At 49.1% G+C, this 22,850-nt stretch carries 24 protein-coding genes and 1 pseudogene; 13 read left to right on the forward strand and 12 right to left on the reverse strand.

The window, feature by feature from the left end; translation table 11 throughout:
• Positions 1-120 precede the first annotated feature (120 nt).
• From JVX88_RS04545 to JVX88_RS42945, 3 genes are all read right to left on the reverse strand, one after another.
• Positions 121-915: an enoyl-CoA hydratase-related protein gene (locus tag JVX88_RS04545; protein WP_211626132.1), complete on the reverse strand. Its 795-nt coding sequence runs from the start codon at positions 913-915 to the stop codon at positions 121-123.
• Positions 916-952: 37 nt separating this feature from the next.
• Complete coding sequence (locus JVX88_RS04550) at positions 953-1,234, reverse strand: CxxC-x17-CxxC domain-containing protein (protein ID WP_211626134.1); 282 nt, start codon at positions 1,232-1,234, stop codon at positions 953-955.
• A 75-nt stretch (positions 1,235-1,309) separates the two neighbouring features.
• Positions 1,310-1,444: a hypothetical protein gene (locus tag JVX88_RS42945; RefSeq protein WP_317134656.1), complete on the reverse strand. Its 135-nt coding sequence runs from the start codon at positions 1,442-1,444 to the stop codon at positions 1,310-1,312.
• Positions 1,445-1,447: 3 nt separating this feature from the next.
• Between JVX88_RS42945 and sufB the strand changes: the two are divergent.
• The 12 genes and pseudogenes from sufB to JVX88_RS04615 all read left to right on the forward strand — a co-directional run.
• Positions 1,448-2,515: pseudogene (sufB, locus tag JVX88_RS04560) on the forward strand (Fe-S cluster assembly protein SufB); the annotation flags it as partial.
• A 36-nt stretch (positions 2,516-2,551) separates the two neighbouring features.
• Entirely contained in the window at positions 2,552-2,935 is a 384-nt protein-coding gene (locus tag JVX88_RS04565) for a RidA family protein (protein WP_211626138.1), read from the forward strand.
• Positions 2,936-2,962: 27 nt separating this feature from the next.
• Positions 2,963-3,445 carry a RidA family protein gene (locus JVX88_RS04570; RefSeq protein ID WP_211626140.1) on the forward strand — a complete coding sequence of 161 codons (483 nt, stop codon included), beginning with the start codon at positions 2,963-2,965 and terminating at the stop codon, positions 3,443-3,445.
• Positions 3,442-3,717 (forward strand): nicotinamide mononucleotide transporter, encoded by a 276-nt coding sequence (locus JVX88_RS04575; RefSeq protein WP_211626142.1) that lies wholly within the window; start codon positions 3,442-3,444, stop codon positions 3,715-3,717. The genes JVX88_RS04570 and JVX88_RS04575 overlap by 4 nt, the downstream gene beginning before the upstream one ends.
• Positions 3,718-4,037: 320 nt before the next feature.
• Complete coding sequence (gene sufC / locus JVX88_RS04580) at positions 4,038-4,790, forward strand: Fe-S cluster assembly ATPase SufC (protein ID WP_211626144.1); 753 nt, start codon at positions 4,038-4,040, stop codon at positions 4,788-4,790.
• Between the two features lies 1 nt (position 4,791).
• Complete coding sequence (locus JVX88_RS04585) at positions 4,792-5,145, forward strand: DUF3703 domain-containing protein (RefSeq protein ID WP_211626146.1); 354 nt, start codon at positions 4,792-4,794, stop codon at positions 5,143-5,145.
• Between the two features lie 5 nt (positions 5,146-5,150).
• Positions 5,151-7,274, forward strand: a complete 2,124-nt coding sequence (locus JVX88_RS04590; protein ID WP_211626148.1) for an ArnT family glycosyltransferase — start codon at positions 5,151-5,153, stop codon at positions 7,272-7,274.
• Between the two features lie 2 nt (positions 7,275-7,276).
• Positions 7,277-8,419 (forward strand): Fe-S cluster assembly protein SufD, encoded by a 1,143-nt coding sequence (gene sufD / locus JVX88_RS04595; protein WP_211626150.1) that lies wholly within the window; start codon positions 7,277-7,279, stop codon positions 8,417-8,419.
• 16 nt (positions 8,420-8,435) lie between these two features.
• A complete protein-coding gene (locus tag JVX88_RS04600) occupies positions 8,436-9,662 on the forward strand; it encodes a SufS family cysteine desulfurase (protein ID WP_263975566.1) in 1,227 nt (408 codons plus the stop codon).
• A gap of 29 nt (positions 9,663-9,691) precedes the next feature.
• The gene (gene sufU / locus JVX88_RS04605; protein WP_211626152.1) at positions 9,692-10,141 is read left to right on the forward strand and encodes a Fe-S cluster assembly sulfur transfer protein SufU; all 450 of its coding nucleotides are present in this window, start codon (positions 9,692-9,694) and stop codon (positions 10,139-10,141) included.
• Positions 10,142-10,237: 96 nt separating this feature from the next.
• On the forward strand, positions 10,238-10,831 hold the full coding sequence (locus JVX88_RS04610) for a DUF2585 family protein (RefSeq protein WP_211626154.1): 594 nt from the start codon (positions 10,238-10,240) through the stop codon (positions 10,829-10,831).
• A 110-nt stretch (positions 10,832-10,941) separates the two neighbouring features.
• The gene (locus JVX88_RS04615) at positions 10,942-11,553 is read left to right on the forward strand and encodes a DUF2585 family protein (RefSeq protein WP_211626155.1); all 612 of its coding nucleotides are present in this window, start codon (positions 10,942-10,944) and stop codon (positions 11,551-11,553) included.
• A 1-nt stretch (position 11,554) separates the two neighbouring features.
• Here JVX88_RS04615 and JVX88_RS04620 read toward each other — a convergent pair whose 3' ends face one another.
• From JVX88_RS04620 to JVX88_RS04635, 4 genes are read right to left on the reverse strand one after another with little or no spacing between them, the layout of a single operon-like run.
• Positions 11,555-11,899 carry an SdpI family protein gene (locus tag JVX88_RS04620; RefSeq protein ID WP_211626157.1) on the reverse strand — a complete coding sequence of 115 codons (345 nt, stop codon included), beginning with the start codon at positions 11,897-11,899 and terminating at the stop codon, positions 11,555-11,557.
• Positions 11,900-11,919: 20 nt separating this feature from the next.
• Entirely contained in the window at positions 11,920-12,711 is a 792-nt protein-coding gene (locus tag JVX88_RS04625) for a glycine/sarcosine/betaine reductase selenoprotein B family protein (RefSeq protein WP_211626159.1), read from the reverse strand.
• A 5-nt stretch (positions 12,712-12,716) separates the two neighbouring features.
• Entirely contained in the window at positions 12,717-13,001 is a 285-nt protein-coding gene (locus JVX88_RS04630; protein ID WP_211626161.1) for a hypothetical protein, read from the reverse strand.
• A gap of 11 nt (positions 13,002-13,012) precedes the next feature.
• Positions 13,013-16,078, reverse strand: coding sequence for a hypothetical protein (locus tag JVX88_RS04635; RefSeq protein WP_211626163.1), 3,066 nt, complete (start codon positions 16,076-16,078; stop codon positions 13,013-13,015).
• A gap of 320 nt (positions 16,079-16,398) precedes the next feature.
• On the opposite strand from JVX88_RS04635, the gene JVX88_RS04640 reads away from it, so the two are divergent.
• Entirely contained in the window at positions 16,399-17,553 is a 1,155-nt protein-coding gene (locus JVX88_RS04640; RefSeq protein WP_211626164.1) for a M48 family metallopeptidase, read from the forward strand.
• A 121-nt stretch (positions 17,554-17,674) separates the two neighbouring features.
• Here JVX88_RS04640 and bamD read toward each other — a convergent pair whose 3' ends face one another.
• From bamD to JVX88_RS04665, 5 genes are all read right to left on the reverse strand, one after another.
• Positions 17,675-19,189 carry an outer membrane protein assembly factor BamD gene (bamD, locus tag JVX88_RS04645; RefSeq protein WP_211626165.1) on the reverse strand — a complete coding sequence of 505 codons (1,515 nt, stop codon included), beginning with the start codon at positions 19,187-19,189 and terminating at the stop codon, positions 17,675-17,677.
• Positions 19,190-19,211: 22 nt separating this feature from the next.
• Entirely contained in the window at positions 19,212-19,874 is a 663-nt protein-coding gene (gene rpe, locus JVX88_RS04650; RefSeq protein WP_211626166.1) for a ribulose-phosphate 3-epimerase, read from the reverse strand.
• 55 nt (positions 19,875-19,929) lie between these two features.
• The gene (locus tag JVX88_RS04655) at positions 19,930-20,604 is read right to left on the reverse strand and encodes a PASTA domain-containing protein (protein ID WP_211626167.1); all 675 of its coding nucleotides are present in this window, start codon (positions 20,602-20,604) and stop codon (positions 19,930-19,932) included.
• A gap of 87 nt (positions 20,605-20,691) precedes the next feature.
• Positions 20,692-21,975, reverse strand: a complete 1,284-nt coding sequence (gene rsmB, locus JVX88_RS04660; RefSeq protein WP_211626168.1) for a 16S rRNA (cytosine(967)-C(5))-methyltransferase RsmB — start codon at positions 21,973-21,975, stop codon at positions 20,692-20,694.
• Positions 21,972-22,754: a rhodanese-related sulfurtransferase gene (locus JVX88_RS04665; protein ID WP_211626169.1), complete on the reverse strand. Its 783-nt coding sequence runs from the start codon at positions 22,752-22,754 to the stop codon at positions 21,972-21,974. Before JVX88_RS04665 ends, rsmB begins: the two co-directional genes overlap by 4 nt.
• Positions 22,755-22,850: the final 96 nt, after the last annotated feature.

The raw sequence follows: 22,850 nt of genomic DNA on the forward strand, positions 1-22,850 counted from the left end.
AAATTGATATTGAAACTGGATTTCATTTTCATTTAAGAAAAAGATAACCAATGAGACTGTATTTGTCAAAGTGATTGTGAAGAAAAGAAAAGGCGGAGCGAAACTCTCCTTTCTTTAGCTCTATTTTCCAGTGAATACCGGCGGGCGTTTGTCGAAGAAGGCCGCGAGGCCCTCTTTGAAATCAGATGATTGTCCGGATTTGATCTGACACTCAGCTTCAAGGACAAGCTGTGCGGTTAGGTCATTTGAAAACGAGGCGTTCAACATCCGTTTGATACGTCCGATGGAACCTGTCGGACCCATCGCCAGTTTTACTGCAAGTTTGGCTGACTCACTCATCAGACTGGCCGCTGGAACCACCCTATTGATCATTCCGATCTGGGCCGCTCTTTCCGATGAGATCGAGTCGCCTGTCATCAGAAGCTCCGCAGCGAGCTTTTCGCCTATCGCACGGGGGAGGAAAAATGTGCCGCCGCAATCAGGGGTCAAACCTATGCGGACGAAGGCTTCGCGAAATGCTGCGTCATCAGACGCGATGACAATATCGCACGCTAGGGCAAGATTAACACCAGCGCCTGCGCAAATGCCGTTAACAGCTGCGATAAAAGGAATAGGCGTCTCGCGGATCAGACGGATCAAACCGTGAAGCGATTTCAGCGGCGAGTCAAGAAATGCTTCAATGCGGCCCTCGGCCTCACCCATCTCCTGCATCTCTTTCAGGTCACCGCCGGATGAGAACGCGCGTCCAGCACCAGTAAGGACGACCGCCCTCACGCCTTCGGCTGCGGCTTTCTGGATAGCGCTTCTAAGGTCGTTACCCATCTGCATAGACAGAGCGTTAAGCGCATCTGGGCGGTTCATCGTGATCGTCGCGACTGTTCCGTTCAAGACGTAGTTAACTGTTTCAAAACTCATCGGGGTTTCCTCTTGCTGTATCTGATCTAGGTATGGTCTATGCGTAGCGTGCTCTGGATCTGCTCGCCTCGTGACATTCGCGACAAAGCACCGTTCGCCCTACTTTTGGTTGAAACGGGACTTGGTCATGCTTTCCGCAATTGTCACAAACTATCTCAAATCGTTTTGGGGCATCTTCTCCGATCGCCGCTTTTTTCGACCTGCATTTAGGACACCGCTGCGGCGGAGGCATATTGCGCTGGTAGAACATTTCCTGTTCCTTTTCGGTGAACAGGAACATTTCCTTACACTGAACGCAGGTTGTTTCTATATCCGGCATATCAGCAACTCCTAACAACAAATTTCGGTTGAGGATGCAAGCGATGATACCACACAGCGAGAGTTCTGAAAAACGCTATCCCATCGCAAGTTCTTCAACATGGCCGTGTACGGTCTCGCCGAGTGTCGCTAAATTGTATCCGCCTTCAAGACAAGAAACTATACGCCCTTCGCACACGTCATCAGCCCAATCCATCACAGTTCGTGTCATCGAGCGGTAATCGCGATCCTCCAGCTGGAGCTGGCCAAGCGATACAAGGAAAAACTGAAAGAGGCAGGCGTTATATTTTGCTCGTTCACCGAGGCCGTCGAGGAATATCCAGAGTTGATCCAAAAATATCTCGGATCGGTCGTACCCGTCGGCGACAATTATTACGCCGCCCTGAACTCGGCTGTATTTTCCGACGGTTCGTTCGTCTTTATACCGAAAGGAGTCCGCTGCCCGATGGAACTCTCGACGTATTTCCGCATCAATACCCAAGAATCGGGACAATTCGAGCGAACGCTGATCGTTGCAGAAGAAGGCGGTTATGTCGCCTACAACGAAGGCTGCACGGCACCGCAGTTCGATACGAATCAGCTTCACGCGGCAGTTGTTGAGCTTGTCGCTCTGGACAACGCCGAGATCAAATACTCGACCGTGCAGAACTGGTACGCCGGCGACGAAACGGGCAAAGGCGGCATTTATAACTTTGTAACGAAACGCGGTGCCTGTCGCGGCGTGAATTCGAAGATATCGTGGACGCAGGTCGAGACCGGCAGTGCGATCACGTGGAAATATCCAAGCGTGATACTGCAGGGCGACAATTCGATCGGCGAATTCTACTCCGTCGCTCTTACCAACAACGCACAGATCGCTGACACAGGAACGAAGATGATCCATTTGGGTAAGAACACCAAATCAACCATCGTCTCAAAAGGCATATCGGCTGGCCGTTCGAACAACTCATATCGCGGGTTGGTCAAAGTGATGCCGAAGGCCGAAGGAGCACGCAATTATACTCAGTGCGATTCGATGCTGATCGGCGGACGCTGCGAGGCGAATACCTTCCCCTATATCGAGGTGATGAACAATACCGCCCGAGTAGAACACGAGGCGACCACATCGAAAATATCAGAGGAGCAGCTTTTCTACCTTCAGCAGCGTGGGCTGTCGCAGGAAGACGCGGTTTCGCTGATCATCAACGGTTTCTGCAAAGAGGTCTTTCGCGAACTGCCGATGGAATATGCCGTTGAGGCTCAGAAGTTGTTAGGCCTAAAGCTTGAAGGCTCGGTCGGATAAGTCAATTGGCGCTACATAGCCAGTATGCATAGATAAATGAGGACAATTCAACCGCCAGACCAACCGAAACCAAAAGGCCATTACAGTCCGGGTGTTGAACATGGCGGATTGATATTTGTGTCGGGGCAGCTGCCGATGTCGCTCGATACGCGGGAGCCGTTTACGGGTGATATTGGCGAGCAGACGGAGCTGGCATTGAGGAATGTTGAACACGTTCTCAAAGCGGCAGGCAGTAGTCTATCGCAAGTGCTTCAGATGACGATCTATGTTTCGGACATGGAATTATGGGATGCGGTGAATAAGAAATACGCCGAGATCATGGGCGAGCACCGACCGGCGAGGGCGATCGTGCCGGTCAAAGATCTGCATTTTGGTACGAAGATCGAGATACAGGCGATCGCGGCGGTAAAAGAAGGTTAATCACAGAAAGCACAGAGGGTACAGAAGATGAAATTTGGTATTTTTGTAATTCTTTTGATCGCTTTGGCGAGTATTGCAAACGCTCAATCGCCGGTGAAACGTAGTGTCGAGTCGCCTGATGCGCCGAAGGTCGCCGGAGCGCCGTATTCGCAGGCGATAATTGCGAACGGATTCGTATTTGCGGCGGGGCAGATCGGAACAGACCCCAAGACAGGGTCGCTTGTAGAAGGATTTGAGGCCCAGACCGATCAGGTGCTTAAGAACATCGCGGCGGTCCTGAAGGCTTCAGGGAGTTCGATGGAAGGCGTGGTAAAGGCGACCGTTTTTCTTGCCGATATGAACGATTTCGCCAAGATGAACGAGATCTATTCAAAGCATTTCAAGGCACCATTCCCGGCCCGTTCTACGGTGCAGGTGGCCCGGCTGCCGCGCGATGCGCGGATCGAGATCGAGGTCGTGGCAATTGTGAAAGCAGATAAACCCGGCGAGAAGGTGCAAGACAAGAAATGAATCTCCTTCAATATTACGGCATCGATTGGTTGGCGACCGCGTGCGGGTTGACAGGTGTTTTTCTGCTCGGCAACAAAAATAAGCTAGGTTTTCTTGTCTTTATGATGGCTAGCGCCAGTTGGATAACATTTGGTTTTCTGACGGGCAGCCCGGCGGTTATCATCGGGAGTTCGATCTTCTTGATAATGCATCTTCGCGGTTGGCTTTCGTGGCGCCGAGACGAGCGAGAAAAACGATTTATTGAGACCCAGGAGGTCACCGTCGCGAAATGAGCTTGTGAATTGCCAGGGTCTGTGCATTCTCAAACGAGGCGATCTTTAGGTTGCACGGACATCATTCTGAGCCAGTGTCGAAGTATGAGAAGTGGAGTGTGCCCTAAATGTGGGAGGGTGAGTGAGATCTATTCTAAGCGTGAGAGCCAGCACATTGGGAATTCGCCGTTAGTTAAACGATCGGAATCTCCTTGCCATAAGAATGCTGGTTTGTGCGGACGTGGGTTAATCGAACAATACGTTCAGAATCGTGCGGATCTTGAGAATCTCCCAAGAAAGCAGTTACTCCGGAGGCTTAATCCCACAAACTAACGAAATATATGCTTTTAGAAGTAAAAGACCTGCATGCAGGCATTGACGGTAAAGAAATATTGAAGGGATTGAACCTTCAGGTTAAGAAGGGCGAGGTCCACGCCATAATGGGACCGAACGGCTCGGGCAAATCGACGTTGTCGAAAGTGCTGGCCGGGCATCCGTCGTATGAGGTGATGTCGGGTGAGGTGATCTACGACGGCAAGAACCTACTCGAGATGGAGCCCGATGAACGCGCCCGCGAAGGCGTCTTTATGGCGTTTCAGTATCCGGTCGAGGTGCCGGGGGTATCGAATTCGCAGTTTCTACGGCTCGCCTACAACGAGAAGATGAAACATCTCGGCTTGGAGGAACTCGACCCTCTTGAATTCAATGATTACTTGAAAGAGAAAGCGAAGATCGTCGATATGGACCCGCAGTTTTTCAAGCGTTCGGTCAATGAGGGCTTTTCCGGCGGAGAGAAAAAGCGGAACGAGATCTTGCAGATGGCGGTGCTCGAACCAAAGCTCGCGATCCTCGACGAAACCGATTCCGGCCTCGACATCGATGCCCTTCGCATAGTCGCAGAGGGCGTGAACAAGCTGCGCTCGAATGAGAACGGGATCATTTTGGTAACACATTATCAGCGACTTCTTAATTTTATAGTTCCGGATATGGTTCACGTTCTTGCCAACGGTCGCATCGTGAAAGAGGGTGGAAAAGAGCTTGCACTTGAACTGGAAGAAAAAGGCTACGACTGGGTGAAGGGAGCCACGAACTGAAATGAACCAGCTCATTGAAAAGCATATCGAAAACGAGATCGCAGAGGCTGAAAAACTTGCGGCGGCGGGTGATGCGGCGGGGGCGTTCCGGCATTTAGAGCGTGCTCACGTGCTTGGCCAATCGAGCACCTATCATCATACGCGTATTCATTGGCTGATGCTGAAACACGGAATTCGTGAACGGGATGCGAAGGAGATCGCGGGCCAAGTATTGCGCATTGGCGGTGCTGCGACGAAAACGCCGTTTGGGATCTATCCAAAAGGAAACACTGGCGGAGCGAACGTTAGCCCAATTAAGCCAATGCCGATCGTGCCAGATCTAGCGAAGATATTGGCTGAGGCGGAACGAGATTGAAGGAATTGAGCAAAGGTGAAACCAATTCAGTTGGGACCGCACTTCCCGGCTTGCTGATCGCATTGTGGGCGGTAGTTTTGCTTGTTGCGTTTATTGCGAATAGGAGTGAGGACGTCGGGCGGATCGCTTCCTTGTTTCCGCGACTTAACGGCGGGCCAATATTTGGTTACGGGATCTTTGACAGTTTGATCGGTGCGGTTGTTGCGGCCTTGGTCGCGGCATCATGGTTCGGTTTAGGCGGCATCCTCACGAAGTTCATTAGTGTCTCACGCGCTGATGACCATTCCCATGTTCTTGAATTCGCGATAAAAACTGCTGTTGGGGCGGCTGCATGGTCGCTGATCTGGTTCGTGTTGGGGCTTCTTGGGCTTTACGGCACTGCGAGTGCACTTATTTCGTTGTTATTCGGATTTGTTTTGACGCTGATAGGCCTCCGACGGCTTCGTGAAGCAAAAGAAGAAAGCCGCGTACCCGTTTCTGCGAGTTTATTTGATAAAGCGATCTTGTTTCTTATTGCCTTTCCTATTTTGCTTTCGTTCGCTGCGTCGCTTGCGCCGCCGACGGCGAAGGACGCACTGCTTTATCATTTTGCGTTGCCGAAAGCGTTTATAACACAGGCCAGCAATGCATTCGTTGAAGGTAACATTGCAAGCTATCTGGCACTTGGGACTGAAATGCAAACCGTGTGGGCAATGCTTCTCGGAAATATTTTCAGTCAGCGTGCGGGCGAGGCAGCGGGAGCCTCTGTAATCTGGATATTCTTTCCACTGCTTTTGGCTACGATCTTCGGTTTTGCACGAGAGATCGGGATCGATCGACGCTGGGCCTTGATATCGGTACTAATGGTCGCGACGGTTCCAACCGCATATCACGTAGCTTCAAGCGCATACATTGACGTCGCTCTTGGGCTCTTCATCACGCTCGCGATCTATTCACTAACGCGGTGGTGGAAAGAGCCTGAGACCGGTTGGCTTATCTTTGTTGCCATCTTTTTGGGTGCGGCTTTGTCCGCAAAGCTCACGACGCTCTTCGTTATCGCGGCATTCGCACTGGTCATCTTGCTGCGTACCAGGAAAGCTCAGAATAATGATCCCGATAGGTCGTTGAAGATCGCGGGATATGGTTTTGCCGCACTCTTGGCGGCAGGCATCGTTGCCTCGCCATGGTATCTGCGGACGTGGGTCAAAACAGGGAGCCCGATATTTCCTTTTTATATGAGCATCTGGCCCGGCAAGGCTGTTGGCTGGGACGTAGAAAGGTCGAATCTGTTCCAGGCAATGAATTCGCAGTATGGCGGTATCAACAAAACCCCGTTTGACTATGTGATTGCTCCGTGGAATTTGTCGGTAAATGCGCAGCCCGAGATCGCCATATATTTTGATGGTGTGCTGGGTGTAGCATTTTTGATCGGTTTGCCGGTCCTTTTGTTAGCTCTGTGGAAAGTTGATCTGCCCGTCGAGGCAAAGATAGGTGCGGGGATTGCGGGAATAATGTTCCTTTTCTGGTTATTCTCAAGCCAGCAGCTGCGGTATTTATTACCTATCTTGCCAATTCTTGCTATCAGCATCGCAGCGGCATTTCAGGGGCTTGACAGTGGAAAAGGCACTATCCGGAAGGTTGGATCATATGCTTTTGTGGCGGCAGGCTTGGCGGCGTTATTGACCGGCGCGGCGTGGTTTCTGCAAAAAGCACCGCTTCGCGTGATTCTTGGCGGCGAAAGCCGTGACCAATTTCTCACACGGAATATCGATTACTATCCGTACTATCAATGGCTTAACACGGAGACTGCCCCCGCAGCAAAGGTATGGCTTATAAATATGCGACGGGATACCTACAACCTAGACCGTCCATATTTTTCAGACTACCTATTTGAAGACTGGACACTGCGTCAGATGGTCTGGGAATCGCGTTCCGCTGAAGAATTGAAAGCAAAAGCCGCGGCAATGGGTGTGCAATACATTTTGACACGGCATGATTTTCTTTTTGACTACGCTCGGTCGCCGCTGGTTGATGATCAGAGACCGCGAACGGAGAACGAAGTGAAATTAAGGATCACGAAAGACCTCTTGTTGGATCCGTCCCAGACGATCAAGGCGGACAATAGGTTTAGTTTAGTAAAGGTACTTTAAAGATGGTTTTATCTACGGCCGTAATGCAGACAAATTTTGCGGAAGAGTTTAAGAAACGAATTATATCCGAGACGGATGTAGCGTTAAAGAAGTTGCGAGAAGAGGCGTTTGAGATCTTCACCTTTAAGGGCTTTCCAACCCCTCGGAACGAGGATTGGAAGTATACGAACGTTTCGTCGATAGCAAACGCACGATGGACGGTTGATAGTGGGCGTTCTAATCTTCCGGCTCAACTGAATATCAACGATCTGCGGCGTTTCAATTTTGAGCGTAACGGGTTTACGGCATTAAATCTTGCGTTTGCTGATCTTGCGGTCTTGAGGATCAAGAAAGACACAGTTGTTGATAAGCCGATTACATTAAACTTCGCTGCCGATGAGGGAACTGCGATCTTTCCACACATCATCCTTATTGCCGAATCTGGCAGTAAGGCAAGTATCGTTGAGTCTTACTCTGGCGGTCATAACAGCTTTACAAATACGGCAATACAGGTCTTCGTCGAGGACAATGCGCATCTTACACACTATCGTGTGCAGAAGGATGCGGACACCGCGTTTAGCTACGGCGTAACGGAAGTATCGCTAGCAGTCGGGCTTTATGATTCTACAAATATCAATCTCGGAGGGGCTATATCGCGCCACGATGTCGAAGTAAAGTTCACAAAAGAAGGCGGTGAAGCATGGATCGACGGACTTTATATGCTCAATGGCCGACAGCATCACGATACGCATTCCTCGATCGATCATAAGGTGCCGAACTGTAATTCGTATCAGACATACAAAGGCGTGCTTGACGGTAATTCGCGGGGCGTTTTCAATGGCAAAGTGTTCGTCCGCGAAGGAGCTCACGGTACTGATGCGCAGCAGCAAAACAAGAACTTGCTGCTTTCAAACGAAGCCCGAGTCGATACAAAGCCGCAGCTTGAGATATTTAACGACGACGTTAAATGCTCGCACGGTGCTACGGTCGGCCAACTTGAGGAAGAAGAGCTGTTCTATCTACTCACCCGCGGCCTGCCCGGAACGCTCGCTCGCAACCTGCTGACATACGGCTTTGCCGAGGAGATCATTAACAAGATCGGTGTCGAAGCAATAAAGGCGGACCTGGACAGTATAGTGCTAAACCGATTGGGGACGGAGATCTAAAATGAAGGCTTTAAGAATGATGAGTACTTGGGACGCAGAAAAGATCAGAGCGGATTTTCCTATACTTCAAACTGAGGTGAATGGAAAGCCGTTGGTATATTTGGATAATGCGGCGTCATCGCAGGTGCCGCAGGCCGTCATCGACCGAACGTCGAAATACCTGGCGGAAGAACATTCGAATATTCACCGAGGAGTTCATTATCTTTCACAGCACGCGACCACCGCATACGAAGCCGCACGTGAAAAGGTAAAACGCTTTATCAGCGCGCCTGATGTTAATTGCTGCATCTTCGTTCGAGGCACGACCGAGGGCATTAACCTGGTTGCGCAATCTTACGGGAAAGGCTTTATCAATGAAGGTGACGAGATACTTGTCTCGCAGATGGAGCACCATTCGAACATCATTCCTTGGCAGGTCGTTGCCGAAGAACGAAAGGCAGTTCTTCGCGTGATCCCGATGAATGAACGAGGCGAGCTTGTCATCGAGGAGTACGACAAGCTGCTGAACGAGCGGACAAAGATCGTTGCGGTCGGGCATGTTTCGAATGCGCTTGGAACGGTCAACCCGGTCAAGGAAATGATCGCGACCGCACATAAATTCGGCGTGCCGGTGTGCGTCGATGCCGCGCAAAGCGTGCCACATTTTCCAGTCGACGTTCAGGATCTTGATGCCGATTTCTTCGTGTTTTCCGGCCACAAGATGTTTGCACCGACCGGCAGCGGCGTGGTTTACGGCAAACGAGAATGGCTCGATAAAATGCCGCCTTATCAAACCGGCGGAAGCCAGATACGAACTGTTAGTTTTGAAAAGACGACCTATGCACCGCTACCCGCGAAGTTCGAGGCCGGAACTCCGGCGATAGCTGCGGGCATTGGACTTGGTGCGGCGATCGATTATCTGAACTCCATCGATTTCGAAGCCGCCGCGAGATATGAACACGAGTTGCTGGAATATGCCACAGAAAGGCTGGGTGATATTCCTGAAGTAACGATAATTGGAAATGCCGCGCATAAGGCAAGCGTGCTTTCATTCACTATTGAAGGCATTCATCCGCACGACATCGGAACTATTCTCGACCAACAAGGAATTGCAGTCCGAGCAGGTCATCATTGCGCACAGCCCGTAATGCAGTTTTTCGATGTTCCGGCTACCGCTCGTGCTTCCTTTGCGTTCTACAACACACGCGAAGAGGTTGATAAACTTGTCGATGCCGTGCAGAAAGTAATAGAGGTATTCGCATAGATGGAAAGAATAAGTCTTTAGATCTGAGTATGTCGGAATTGAATGAGCTTTACCAGGAGACCATCCTGGAACACAACAAAAATCCGCGGAATTTTCGTGAGATCGAGGATGCGGACAAATTGGCGGATGGCAACAACCCACTTTGCGGAGATGCCTTGCGCGTGTATGTGAAGATGGACGGAGATCGCGTGGCCGATGTTGCCTTCAAAGGTTCCGGATGCGCGATCTCAAAGGCGTCGGCCTCGATGATGACGCAATCCGTCCGGGGAAAGACAATAAAAGAAGCGGAACAGCTATTCGAAGAGTTCCACAGAATGGTCACGGGCGGCCTTGATGTAGGATCTCAGGAGAATCATCTAGGAAAACTCAGGATCTTTGCGGGCGTCCTTGAGTTTCCTGCTCGCGTAAAATGCGCATCGCTTAGCTGGCATACGCTGAATGCCGCACTTCACGGCGAGGGCGAGATCTCCACGGAATAGTATCACCTAGCAAAAAACAGACCTGAAGATCAGCCTGGCGTGCCTGCTTCACCACCACTCGATCGGTCCGAAGACGGTTGTTAACAATTGCAAAATATGCTGCAGGAAGAGAGTCCTAAAGTTCGGATCGATCCGATACCTATCGCCCTAAGCGCTATCACTGGTGCACTGATGATCGCGGTGCTTTGGTGGCTTGGACGCGTTTGGTGGTGCAAACTCAGCGATCGGGCAATCTATGTTAACGAAGCTTGGAACAGCAGCCACACGTCTCAGCATCTATTCGATCCTTATACTTTCACCCATGTTCTGCATGGAGTGCTGTTCTTCTGGCTGACCGGTATATTATTCGCCAAGCTTGTGATCGAGTGGCGTTTCCTGATAGCGATCATCGTGGAGGCCGCGTGGGAAGTGCTTGAAAATACCAACTTTATCATCGAAAAATATCGCGAGAATACTGCATCACTGGATTATTTCGGTGATTCGATCTCAAATTCTATCGGCGATCTGATAGCCTGTGCCCTGGGCTTTTGGGTTGCCGTGAAGTTCGGATGGTGGCGTTCGCTTGTGTTTTTCTTTCTAACCGAACTCGTTCTGCTTTGGTGGATCAGGGACAGCCTGCTTCTCAACATCGTAATGCTTATTTACCCGCTTGATGGTATAAAGCAATGGCAGATGGCCCCTTTACCTTAAATCTAAATTAAATTATGATCTCACGTTAAACCTGCCTGAAAAGATGCCGTAAAAAGTTGTTCGAATACTTGACAGCATAAAGAATCATAGCGAGGTAGAAACATTTCGCTATGGATGAAGCTCTTCAGACTAAACTTACATTCAGCAGCGATCAAGGCATTCGAGATAGGCTTTTTAACGGCTGGTCATTCTCTTTGATCTTGTTATTGCTGACGATCTTGTGGCTTGTGCTATCGGGCGGCGATACGTGGGGTGAGACCAATATCTACTGGCCTTTGTCGGCAGAGGTGTGGAGCAGGCAGAACTCACAGCATCCGATCGATCCATATACTCTGACGCATATACTGCACGGTATCTTATGTTACTGGCTAATAATGCTGACGGATCCAAAATTGCCGCTTAATCGGCAATTTTTTTTTGCCATTGCATTAGCGTGCGCTTGGGAATTGGTTGAGAACTCCACTTTTGTTATCGAACGATACAGGATGGTAACGGCTTCTACAGATTATATCGGCGATGCGGTGATCAATTCATTTGTGGACATCTTGGCGTGTGGGCTTGGGTTCTTTTTTGCACGGTCAGTTCATTTGATTCTTTCCATTGGGTTCTTCGTTGCGATAGAGCTGATCACGCTTCTGTGGATAAAAGACAATCTCTTCTTAAACGTACTTATGATCGTGTTGCCTTTAGATGAGATCAGGAGATGGCAATTGGGCGTTTGAACTAGAATATGCGACAGGACCTTTGGCAGCGAATGACTGCAAATAAGATGGTCACAAACATGGCAAATAAAAGAAGGATCGCCAAAACGCTTGGCGAGATCGAATTTTTTGCTAGCACTGTGGTCGCAACCACGATGATAACAATACATATCCCGCCAAACATCATATCTCTGCCAAAGCGATGGTTGGCTTCGTACCAAAGGGTCTTATCCGCGAGCGTCTTATTTGTCCTGACTCCATAGAAGCTGTTGGGTCCGATCTTTCTATAGACAAGCGGCAAAGCGATCAAAACAAACAGCATTCCGACGCCAGCAAAAATAGCCAATAGAAATTCGTTCTCACTCATAACCGCAAAAATCTTTGACCTTACCGTTCGCCGCGAGCCGCTTCTATCTGGGTCTCAAGATCGACCGCAAGTTTTCTTGAGCCGGGCTGGTCAAATGTCTCGATCCAGCGCGACGATTCATCAAGAACCCGTAACTGATATTCCCGCCAATTCGGTTTCCCGGCTACCGAGCCGAACTCACCGTCGTAGTATGCCGTTCGCGGAGCCCTCACCATGTCTGTTACCGAACGATCGACCGAGATCAACATCGAAGGTATCCCACTTGCGTCAATAGCCCGGGCTAGAATACCGAGCGTTTGGTGACAAAGCCGCGAGGCCGGGATCAGCAATGCTGCTTGTACCTCATATCGGTGCAGGCGCTCGACGAGTTTTGGTGCCATTTCTTCTGCAACTCTGGCCGCATTCGGTATCCACGGACTAAGGCTCCACCAAACGTCGTTCAGGCTGCCGATAACATTGTTTGCATCGTACTCATTCAAGCGCTCGATCGGTATCTGCGCGTTCCTATCTTCCCGTATTGCCCGCACATCATAGCCTTTTGCGGCATACTTCATATCTCCCGGTTCGATCTCTTTCGGGAATTCTCTAAATTCCAGGTCACCATCCTTTGAACTGATGTCGAACGAATCAGTGCCGTCAACGTAAGCCCCCGCGGAGGAAATAAGAGCAAGGTTAAGCATTGGTAGGGCCCTCCTTGCCGGCGAGAATGGAGCTCGTTCATTTTCGACGAAAGGATATCCTTTAAGGTCCTCGTTTACATTCCAGGAAGAGAAACGACGTTTCAGTTCAGGCAACTTTTCGATAAGTTCCATATACTCTATATCTTAAACTCTTTTTCAAAATTATAAGGATCGCTGGAGGCACTATCCTTTGAGGGGACAAAGTTCCGGCTCGCAATAATGAAAAAGACTATCAGAGCTGCCGCAATCCCCGCTAACAATACCCAAACAGAATACTCATGCAAAGTGTTGAATTGTACCCGTAGCGGATCGTCTATAGCCAATTCATCTATTGGCCTTCCGGCCATCTGAGCCCGAACAGACATCAACATTAAACCGATAACGAACTCCCCGACCGCACAAGCTGAAGCTACGATCAGCAACAGGAAACGTTCTATCCAAAGCCAAAACTTGCTGGCAAACGCGCTTCCGACGCATCAGCCAAAGCCCCATACGCACCCCAATCTTTGCCGGACTGAAGTAATGCGAACTTTTCCTGTATATGATGGGAACGAATTACCTCATCGTGCCGGGTAGTAAACAGGGCCCCGTAATCCTTCCTAAACTTCTCAAAAAGCAAACCTGCCTCCCGATTCCTGGCTTCAGACGGATCGCCAATGCAAAGCTCCGCAGCTTCAATGGTCTTGATCCTAAGAGCCTCAATAACGGGATCTGATGTGTACTGAGCGAGGGAAGTATAAGAAAGAATACGGGAGCGTATCTCGCTGCCCTTTACAAAATGTCGGATCGTTTCTAGCTCTGACGTCCGCCTGGCATATTCTTCGTCCGAATCAGAAAAGATAGCTGCGATCCTTACGACACACTCTTCGGGATTTACGTCGCCCTCTATCGTCTGGGATACTACATCAGCATAGGCGTTGAATGTTTTAGCCGCCGCTGAGCCGATCCGCCATATGCGCGTGTTAAAGACCTCATCTGCCAGAAGTTCGAATCTGTCTATGATCCTTTCCCGTCGCCATTCGCCATACCATTTCTCCAGCGACTTCCGAAAGCGTGTAGCATCTTCTTTAGCTGAAAGAGCCTTAAATGTCTCACCGACAGCTATTCTTGAAGCCCATTCATTGACGCGGTCATTTGTGAGCGAACGTTCGACCGATCGTGCGATACCTACAATGTCGTCCCAAATGATGCGAAGGTCCAGCGAACGCCGATTGATACGATCACCTTTTGAAGTTACGAAATCAAGTTTTCTAGCTGATACGAGGGCCGTCAATGCTAATCGCTGAGCCTCTCGTACCAATCCAAACGGTTCAGAGCTGAGCGTCTCACCTGCTTTTACCAGGTCGATCGTTGCATTGCCAGAACTCTCTACCAGCTTCATCAAATTCGCAATGTATGGAAGCTGGACAAGCTGTTCAAAACTATTCGGCTCAAAGCGCCCCTCAACATTCCGTACCAGACCAAGTGGAACGGCAAAATTCTGTACGAGATCTTCAAATCCAGGCGTCTCGCTTCCTCCGTACAAACCTGAGATCAAGTTATTAGTCTCCGACGCTCCCATCAATGCACCGAACTCTGGATGGTCTGGATATTTGGTCTCAAAGTGAGTTTCAAGCATCAGAGAGAGGAGTTCAGTCAATGATTGCGACTCCCTTGCATCATCAGAAAAATTGAAATCGTAACCGCTAATTACAAGTTTTCCATCATCAAGAAAACTTCGTTTCAAGATTCGTGCGGCTGCCACACTGTGTGATTGTCTCGGGGCATGTATCTGATCGGAGAATTGGGTTCTTATTGCGTTGTCAGTCGTCAGAATGAAAAACCGCTTCAGCGTGTCTCTTTCCGACAACGAAAGAACATCCGGCCGCCAGATAAGCGTCTCCGCAGAATGATTTGAACCGCCGCCTAATGAGCTTTCCTCATTATTGAACAGTTCGACCTTAAGCCCCCAGTCGATACTCGGATCATTTTTTGATGACTTATTTCCCGGCTGATCCTCGAACATGAAGCTGATCCGCCCTCGACGAAGACTTCCCCGCCATTTAACAATGCACTCTACAGATCTTTGATTTACGTCCTCGGTCAGCGCGGTGGCATCAGGATATCGGTCAAGGAAAAGCTTGACCAGAACCTCTCCTACCACTCGTTCCGGACAGGCCGCCGCAGCCTTATCTAAGGCAACGTTCAGCTCATCCTTACTTGTCATCCGGAAACCGAACTTCTGCTCTCGGCCCTCGGCGGACACTTGCCTTATCTCGTCGGGTAATGCCTTATTGAACTTCGATATGATCTCTTCGATGGTACGGATGGCTTTCGGTGGGTCCGCCTCATCGAATATCAACATTGATTCGGCAATCTCCGCCGCCGAGGCTCCGCGTCCATCAAGCGACAGCAAAAGAAGGGCCTTTAAAATAAGCTTTGCCTGAAGCCGCTGGATTATGGGTATCTTTGAAACCACCTCAGCATTCAGTTTGTCATAGGCTGCAAACGCTTCGGTAAGATCACCGATGGCCCTCAGGCTCGGTTCAACTTTGTCAAAAACCTCATCCAAGGCAATAAGTGACATCGCCGGACGGCCAAGAACCCTCTGGCCAGCCTCAGAAGCAAACCCGAGAAGTGCGAAATCATGCACATGGAGACGAATGAACGGAGCTACTTCAAGTATTGACGGGTGAAGAGGGTATAAAGAAACGAACTTTTGTTCGCTCCACCGAAAATTTGGAAGAACTCTTCTAAAATACTCGTAAACGTCGTGAAGAACATCCTGTTTGTTGGCATGTTTTGGAAAAACATACCGATTTACAACGGTATAAAGATGTTCGTGGTCTAGATAATCGATCTCATATGTTCTTGAAATATCTACATTTACGCCGTCTGCACCTGCAATATCATCATCGAGTGCCAGCCCGACAAAAATATTCCGCTCGCGTGTTGCCTGAGCTAATTTAGCTAACACAGCTCCGTCATCGCGTGAAACCCGAACGCCGCGTTCGAACGCCGTATCAACCAAGATTATCGCCGGCATATCGCCGATCGCGCCGTCAATGAATGTAAGTATCGACTCAATTGTACCGTCAAAACGAAACTCTTTGTTCGGGAAAGCGGCCTTCGCAGCAAAAGCGAATTCATCAAGCAATGTGTCCGCGGTTCCACGACGCACATATATCACAGGATAATGACGTCTAAGAAGCCTTTGTGCTCCGGCAGCAACATGTGGATCGGCAACCGCCGCACGTAACTCAGTATGCGAAACTATTGCTCCGAGCACAGCCAGGAAGTGGCTCTTACCAACCCCTCGGTAGCCGGCTAGAGCAAATGCCGCACTTCCGCGGGCGTGAACCATAGATATGCGGTCAAGCCATCGGCCCATCATTGTCGATGTAATGTCCGTAAATCTATAGCTGCTTAAAGTTTCGCGAGGATCAGAGTCAAAGTCTTTTATGCTCTTATAGTTGAGGACTTCGACGATGTCTTTTACTTTTTCGGAAATCGGATTCATTTTTGGCCAGTGAAAGTGGTAAACAGGGGATCTTGAGATTTACTTTTGGAATGAGGGATCGGCAGGCAATGCGCGCCAAACACAGTTTAACAATTATTGTTAACAAAATAAACCCTTTTTTTGCTCAAGGAATTCACGTTATGATATGGCTTGTTGGATATCCCGTTAATGGAAGTTATTCCTTACCGGTTTTTACACCTTACAACTTATAACAACTTAAGATCCGGATCGTGCATCATAGATCCATTGATTCGTTCCACTCAAACGATTACTATGTAACTACGTATCAGAGGGGGATCTAAGTTTTCACGGAGGATTGAATGTTCGTAAGGTTTGCAAAGGATTTGGCGTCTTTATTGCTTGTCGCTGCGATGTTTTTTGGTTCGTTCTCTTTCTTCCCGCTGGCGGCATACGCTCAAACTAACAATAAAAGCTCAAAGAAAGAATCATCTTCAAAAAAACCTAAAACGGCTCCAACGCCTGAGCCGTCAAAGAGTCTTTCCGTGAAGGAAGATCCTTCACAGATCGGAAAACGGAAGATAAACAGCGGCACTGATAAGCTTTTCGGATGGCTAGGTGGGTCGCAGGAGAAAGAAGTAGCCATTGGAAGGCAGCTGGCGATGGAAGTTGAGCAGCAGGCCAAAATGGTCACGGATCCGATCGTTACGGAATACATCAACCGTGTCGGACAAAATCTTGTGCTTCATTCCGATGCCAAGATCCCCTTTACTATCAAGGTTATTGACAGCGATGAAGTGAATGCATTCGCACTTCCGGGCGGCTTTTTCTTCGTTAATCGCGGGCTTATACTTGCCGCTGATAATGAGGCCGAACTTGCTGGTGTAATGGCCCACGAGATCGCGCATGTAGCCGCACGTCATGCGATGGAGAACCAAGGGAAGCTTCAGGCGATCAATTATGGGCTTCTTGCAACGATAATCTTTGGCGGCGGAATTGCCGGTGCGGTCGCGCAAAATGCCGGAGGCTTTGGACAATTGCTTAGTTTTCTGCAGTTCAGTCGAAATGCAGAGCGCGAGGCCGATACGCTTGGCGTTCAATATCTCTACGCAGCTGGTTATGACCCGACCGCGATGGCGACGATGTTTGAGAAATTAAATGAGAAGAATAGGAAAAAACCGGGCACTCTCGCGAAGATCTTTTCAACACACCCACAATCCATCGATCGCCGAGACGCAAGCCTTTCGCTTGTGGCAAGATTCCCTGAACGTGAAGAATACGTTATAACATCGTCCGAATTTCAGCGGGTCAAGGCACATCTGATGCGGTTAACTAATGCCCGAGCAGGTATTGTCGGTGATGTCGAAGAAGAAGGTGATGGCAGGCCGACACTCAAACGCAGACAACCGGCAGAAGCTGATCAAGGTAACGAAAGCGGTTCATCCAGTTCAAACGACGCCCCGCAATTGAAGCGGAGGAATCCAGAACCATCGCCAAGCCCATCGCCGGAGATGTAAAAAGAGTGAATCGAACAGCCCCGTTCGAAAACTCGCTAAGGCCCTGAGGTTTAAGATAAAAAGGCATTGGGAACAGTTCCCAATGCCTTTTTTATCATTTATCTATACCCTAAACCCAAGCCTAACGTTCAGGGTCTGTTCGCGGCTGTGCCGTGTTCGGACGCACCTGCGCCTGCCGCTGTGATATGACGGTGGTAAAGGCTTGCGGGATCTGATTGACGAGGATATCACCCTGGTTCTCAATGATCTGATCGATCAATTCGAATTTTTCGCGGTCGAAATTCCTTGTCATAAGGACACCGTCCTTATCGATCGTCATCGGATAAATGCCGAAGAGCTGATTCCTGAAATTTCTGAAGAAACTCTCTTTTTCCGGCGGTAACACATTCATTCGTTCCGGGTTCGGTTCCGGAATAGATGCACCGATCAATCCGAGCTGCTCCTTGGACTTGGCAAGATACTCACTATTCGGATAATCGCTCACGATCCGTTGAAAATAACGCGCGGCCTGATCAGTTTCTTCCTCGACAAGATATGTGTTTGCAAGCTTGAATAAAGCTTCGTCCATGTTCCCGAAGTTCGGATATTTTTCCAGTATCTCTAGATAGCGCGATTGTGCCCCTTTAAGGCCTCCTTTGCCTTGGCCTACCGACTGTGTGTAATAGTAATTCGCTATCAAAAGGTTGTGCATTCCGATGTTATCCTGAACTTCTATCAACCGTTTCTCGGCATCCGGCTTTAGGATCGAATTCGGATAGTTCTGCAAAAGAGCCTTCAAGCGGACCTCAGCCCGCTTCGCGCGCGTTACATCTCGATCCGGAAGTCCGATCTGACGCATTTCTGATTCCGCGATCTTCATTACCACACGGTCCGCCAACGGATGCGTTGGGAAGAAGGTTAGCCAGTCCTGATAGGCCGCGATAGCCTGTATCAAGGCGCTGGTCGAACCTTCAAGAAAGAATGAATCAGCTATTGCCAGCTTAGACATTGGAAGATAGGGCGAATCCGGATATGTCGTTACTATTGTTTGGAAAAGCAGACGTCCGACATCAAAGTTCTTCTTTCGTATCTCTCGCGTAGCAACAACAAATAATTCGCGATCCCGTCCGGGACTTACCGAACCGATCAATTCATCATATTCATCGGTGCCACCGCCACCGAAGATCCCAAGGAACTTCTTTTTCTTCTTTGGCTGACGCGGCTGCCCAACGGTCGAGGTCGGATTAGCACGCGCAGCAGCAGTCTCTACCAACACTCTTTCAGCACGCGACTGAAGATCGGCGACTCTCTGCTCGAGTTGATCAACGTCCGAAGCTTCGTATTTTTCCGCTCGGTCTATCCTTCCGCGCAAATTATTAACCTCAGATTGAAGACCGGATGCTTCCTTCTCGATAGATCGAAGTCGATTCAGTGCCGAATCTGGATTGTCGCGGGCCGCCTTATCACCTTCCCCTTCTTCACGCAGGACAGAGATCGAGCTTGAAGCCGAACGCCTTACGGTCTCCAGCTTCTGTTTCATTACCTCAAGTCGCTGAGCGAGCGTTCCATCTCCTGGCCGAACCTGCGAAAACCCGGTAGAAGCCGCCAAAGTCAGCACAAAAATTGATGAAAGAAGTCTTGAATATCGGAATTTCATAGTTAGATCTCGTTGGACTATATCACACCCAGGCAGTTGCTCTGTTCAACATCGTTCGAACCGCCTCCGCCGGATTGCTTTTCCCAAATATTGCTGAGCCGGCAACAATGATCTCCGCTCCCGCCTCAACAACGTCTAGAACGTTGTGTTCGTCGATCCCTCCGTCGATCTCGATCCTCGTTTCAAGCCCACGCTCTCGAATCATTTCTCTCAATCGCCGTACTTTTGCGATTGATGTGGGAATGAATGCCTGGCCCCCGAAGCCCGGATTAACGGACATTACCAGTACGAAATCGGCATAAGGCAGAGCCTCTTCAAGAGCGAAAAGCGGCGTCGCAGGATTTATCGCAATACCCGCTTTTGCTCCGGCATTACGTATCGCCGAGAGAGTACGATGAAGATGCGGATCAGCTTCGACGTGAATTGACACCATATCTGCTCCGGCCTCAACAAATTGGGCGGCATAACGCCCTGGCTCAGAGATCATCAAATGTGTGTCAATTATCAATGATGTCGCCTTCCGAAGCGATCGAACGACCGGCAATCCGATGGTAATATTCGGAACAAAATGCCCGTCCATCACGTCCACATGCAGTACCGTGGCACCGCCGCTTTCAACTTTTCTGATGCCGTCCTCTAAATTTGCAAAGTCGGCAGACAATATTGAAGGTGCGAGCTCAAACATGCGATCTGGTAACAAATTATTAGTTGCCAATGGTTTATATTCAGTTGTCCGCTGGTCAAGGACGTGTAGGCGGACGCTGTTCCCCAGTTCCTGGACTCCTATCCCGCGGCTGTGTATTCACCCCTGGCCGTGTAGAAGTATTCCTGTTCCGCTCTGGTTGAGTTCCCGTATCCTGCGGTTTTGATTGATCAGCTGTTTTTGGCTTATCAGCGTCTTCTGATTTATTCGCCGGAGCATCTGATGAAGTACTCGAATTCGCTATTACGTCGCGGCGTGTATCGGCGGTCTTTTTAGCCGTGTTTGAATTCGTCGCCGTCTTAGATCTTTTCGGTTTATCAGAGATCAATTCCTCGATCTTTTCCGTGTCGTCCGATTGAATGTCTTCAATCAAGGATTTTGGCGTGTCTGCATCCACTCCGGCTTTGCTTGTAACAACCAATATCAATTGACCAGTCTTCACAGTTTCGCCGGGTCGTGGAAGCTGTTCGAGCACCGTATTTATAGGCTCGGAACTAGGCCGGTCGGCTCTTCGCTTGATCTTCAAACCCAATGCAGCAAGTTCTTTTTCACTCGCGACAAAATCCTTACCAACGAGATCGGGGACCTTTATCTCACTTCCTGCCAACGACATATAGACGACGCCAGCCATTCCCCCAAGAAATGCAGCAAGCAACAGCACCAAGAATAAAAGCTTTCCGGTAGCATTAAAAATTCCCGACGCAACATTCATTCCGAATAACTCCTAAACAATGAAGGATTTTATCATTTTGTCTTGCTTAAACGAACCCGAAACAGCAAGTTCAACCTTAAAGAAAATTTATCTCCGCAATAATTTCGCCACGAAAAAACCGTCCGTTCCATCACGGTGTGGGAACGTACGAGCAAATCCCTCAATGGTCCTAAACCTTTCCGGCAACGCAATGTCGTCAATCTTAAATCCAGAGTTCGAACGTTGAAACTCCTTTATTACGTTTTCATTTTCATCACGTTCAAGAGAGCAAGTTGAATAGTAGATAGCCCCACCTTTCCTGACATAATTCGATGCCACAGTCAGCATTCTTAGTTGCTGATCATGTTTCGTTCTGATCTCGTCTTCTGTGATCCGATACCTAAGTTCCGGATTGTGCCTAATTGTTCCTGTTCCTGTACACGGAGCATCAATAAAAACGACATCGAAAGAGCTTTCAGGAAATGACAATGCTCTCTCTGCATCCAGTTGCACAATGGGAATGTGCTCGAGCCCCTGTTTTTCAAGCACTCGCCTCATCGTCTCAATACGACGAGGCGAGACGTCGCATGCGATAATGAACGCTTCATAACCTGAAGCCGCTATCTGACCGGTTTTCCCACCTGGTGCCGCACAAAGATCCAAGATGCGAGCTGCGTCCTGATGCCGAATACATGATCCGACCAATTGAGAGCCTTCATCCTGCAAATAGATGCTGCCGGAATCTATTAAGAGTTTCAGCTTGCCTATATCCTCTGTAATGAAACAATCTGGGACTATTTCTGAACGACGGATGCCTGTTATACCAGCGAGGATACCTTCATCGGCATTATGGGTTAGCCGGAATGTCATGGACGGCTTTTCATTGTTTGCATTAGCGAGTTTCATCGCTTCATCCCGGCCAAACTGATCTGACCAGCGTTCAATAAGCCAAGGAGGGTGCGATGTTTCTACAGATATTCGAAGAAGCTCGTCTGCAACATCGACCGATAGAGGTATCTTAGAATGTCTTCGAAGAAAGGCATTCACAAATCCTGTAGCTGATGATCTCCTTGCTCGCCGCACAAGTTCCACCGAATCATTCACGATCGCGTGCAGCGGAACGCGGTCTAGGTGCTGTGATTGATAAAGTCCGATCCGGCAGGCAATTCGAACTTCGGGATCGAGACGTTTTCCGCCAGAGAATTTATCAATAGCATGATCAAACAAAAGCTGACGTCGTAATACCCCTAAAACTATTTCGTGGCATAGAAATCGATCACGAGCTTCGAGAGAAGCTTCAAATTCCGGAAGGAGCATTGACGAAAGCTCTCCGTTCACTTCGATCCGCAGAAGTATGTCAAATGCCGCCTTTCTGGCTGGTGAGATCGTCATTGACCTCCGTTTGGTTTTTCGTCAGAAACCTTAGATTTTCCTTTGTAGAAAGAATGATCCGTAGAGGACCCGGGTTGCAGATCAGCGTCCACAGATATCCGCTCGTCAAACACAAAACACTCGCCTTGCCACAGCTGCTCTTCTTTCGGGACCGATGCAAGGTAGTTCAGGATGCCACCCTCTAGCTGATAAACATTTTCAAACCCCTTCGCGATCAGATATGGAGCAAACTTTTCGCATCTTACTCCTCCCGTACAAAACATGGCGACGTTCTTGTGGCGATCCGGATCAAGATTCTTCTCGACAAACTTAGGAAGATCGCTGAATCGTTCGGTTGCGGGATTAACAGCTCCCTCAAAAGTTCCGATCTTAAATTCGTAATCGTTTCGCGTATCGATCAGCACCACACCGTCTTTCTTGATAATATCGTTCCACTCCTCCGGGCTTATATGCGTTCCGGAGGCCGCAGAAAAGTCAACATTGTGGCCGAACGTAACGATCTCTTGGCGTACCTTAACTTTCGCAGCTTTGAATGGCAGGACCTTAGAAAAGGTCGATCGAGCTTCCAGTTTGATGCCAAGAATTGCATCCAAAGACTTGATGAATGCCCTCATCTGCTCGGGCGAGGAGGCAACGGTCGCGTTGATACCTTCTGGGGCAAGTATGATCGTTCCGCGGATCGATAAAACTACCATTTGATCCAAAATATTGGCTTTTAAGGCTTGCAGATCCGAACCGGAAAGATCAAGAAACTTGTAGAATGTCGTTATTTCGTACATTTGTTGAATAGGTTTTGCTTTCCTTATTATAGAGCTTTCTCGCCAATGCTTAGAACTCACTTTGATATTGTGGTGATGTCTTTAACCTAACCAAAT

It is taken from the genome of Leptolyngbya sp. 7M (genome assembly GCF_018128485.1).

Excerpts from the sequence above, each read along its gene's own strand:
- JVX88_RS04600 (WP_263975566.1), top strand. The coding sequence starts at position 8,436 with ATGATGAGTACTTGGGACGCAGAAAAGATCAGAGCGGATTTTCCTATA.
- JVX88_RS42945 (WP_317134656.1), bottom strand. The coding sequence starts at position 1,444 with ATGACACGAACTGTGATGGATTGGGCTGATGACGTGTGCGAAGGGCGT.
- bamD (WP_211626165.1), bottom strand. The coding sequence starts at position 19,189 with ATGAAATTCCGATATTCAAGACTTCTTTCATCAATTTTTGTGCTGACT.
- sufD (WP_211626150.1), top strand. The coding sequence starts at position 7,277 with ATGGTTTTATCTACGGCCGTAATGCAGACAAATTTTGCGGAAGAGTTT.
- JVX88_RS04625 (WP_211626159.1), bottom strand. The coding sequence starts at position 12,711 with ATGGAACTTATCGAAAAGTTGCCTGAACTGAAACGTCGTTTCTCTTCC.
- JVX88_RS04585 (WP_211626146.1), top strand. The coding sequence starts at position 4,792 with ATGAACCAGCTCATTGAAAAGCATATCGAAAACGAGATCGCAGAGGCT.
- JVX88_RS04565 (WP_211626138.1), top strand. The coding sequence starts at position 2,552 with ATGAGGACAATTCAACCGCCAGACCAACCGAAACCAAAAGGCCATTAC.
- sufU (WP_211626152.1), top strand. The coding sequence starts at position 9,692 with ATGTCGGAATTGAATGAGCTTTACCAGGAGACCATCCTGGAACACAAC.
- JVX88_RS04545 (WP_211626132.1), bottom strand. The coding sequence starts at position 915 with ATGAGTTTTGAAACAGTTAACTACGTCTTGAACGGAACAGTCGCGACG.
- JVX88_RS04570 (WP_211626140.1), top strand. The coding sequence starts at position 2,963 with ATGAAATTTGGTATTTTTGTAATTCTTTTGATCGCTTTGGCGAGTATT.
- rpe (WP_211626166.1), bottom strand. The coding sequence starts at position 19,874 with ATGTTTGAGCTCGCACCTTCAATATTGTCTGCCGACTTTGCAAATTTA.
- sufC (WP_211626144.1), top strand. The coding sequence starts at position 4,038 with ATGCTTTTAGAAGTAAAAGACCTGCATGCAGGCATTGACGGTAAAGAA.
- JVX88_RS04640 (WP_211626164.1), top strand. The coding sequence starts at position 16,399 with ATGTTCGTAAGGTTTGCAAAGGATTTGGCGTCTTTATTGCTTGTCGCT.
- JVX88_RS04655 (WP_211626167.1), bottom strand. The coding sequence starts at position 20,604 with ATGAATGTTGCGTCGGGAATTTTTAATGCTACCGGAAAGCTTTTATTC.
- rsmB (WP_211626168.1), bottom strand. The coding sequence starts at position 21,975 with ATGACGATCTCACCAGCCAGAAAGGCGGCATTTGACATACTTCTGCGG.
- JVX88_RS04575 (WP_211626142.1), top strand. The coding sequence starts at position 3,442 with ATGAATCTCCTTCAATATTACGGCATCGATTGGTTGGCGACCGCGTGC.
- JVX88_RS04620 (WP_211626157.1), bottom strand. The coding sequence starts at position 11,899 with ATGAGTGAGAACGAATTTCTATTGGCTATTTTTGCTGGCGTCGGAATG.
- JVX88_RS04550 (WP_211626134.1), bottom strand. The coding sequence starts at position 1,234 with ATGCCGGATATAGAAACAACCTGCGTTCAGTGTAAGGAAATGTTCCTG.
- JVX88_RS04615 (WP_211626155.1), top strand. The coding sequence starts at position 10,942 with ATGGATGAAGCTCTTCAGACTAAACTTACATTCAGCAGCGATCAAGGC.
- JVX88_RS04635 (WP_211626163.1), bottom strand. The coding sequence starts at position 16,078 with ATGAATCCGATTTCCGAAAAAGTAAAAGACATCGTCGAAGTCCTCAAC.
- JVX88_RS04610 (WP_211626154.1), top strand. The coding sequence starts at position 10,238 with ATGCTGCAGGAAGAGAGTCCTAAAGTTCGGATCGATCCGATACCTATC.
- JVX88_RS04665 (WP_211626169.1), bottom strand. The coding sequence starts at position 22,754 with ATGTACGAAATAACGACATTCTACAAGTTTCTTGATCTTTCCGGTTCG.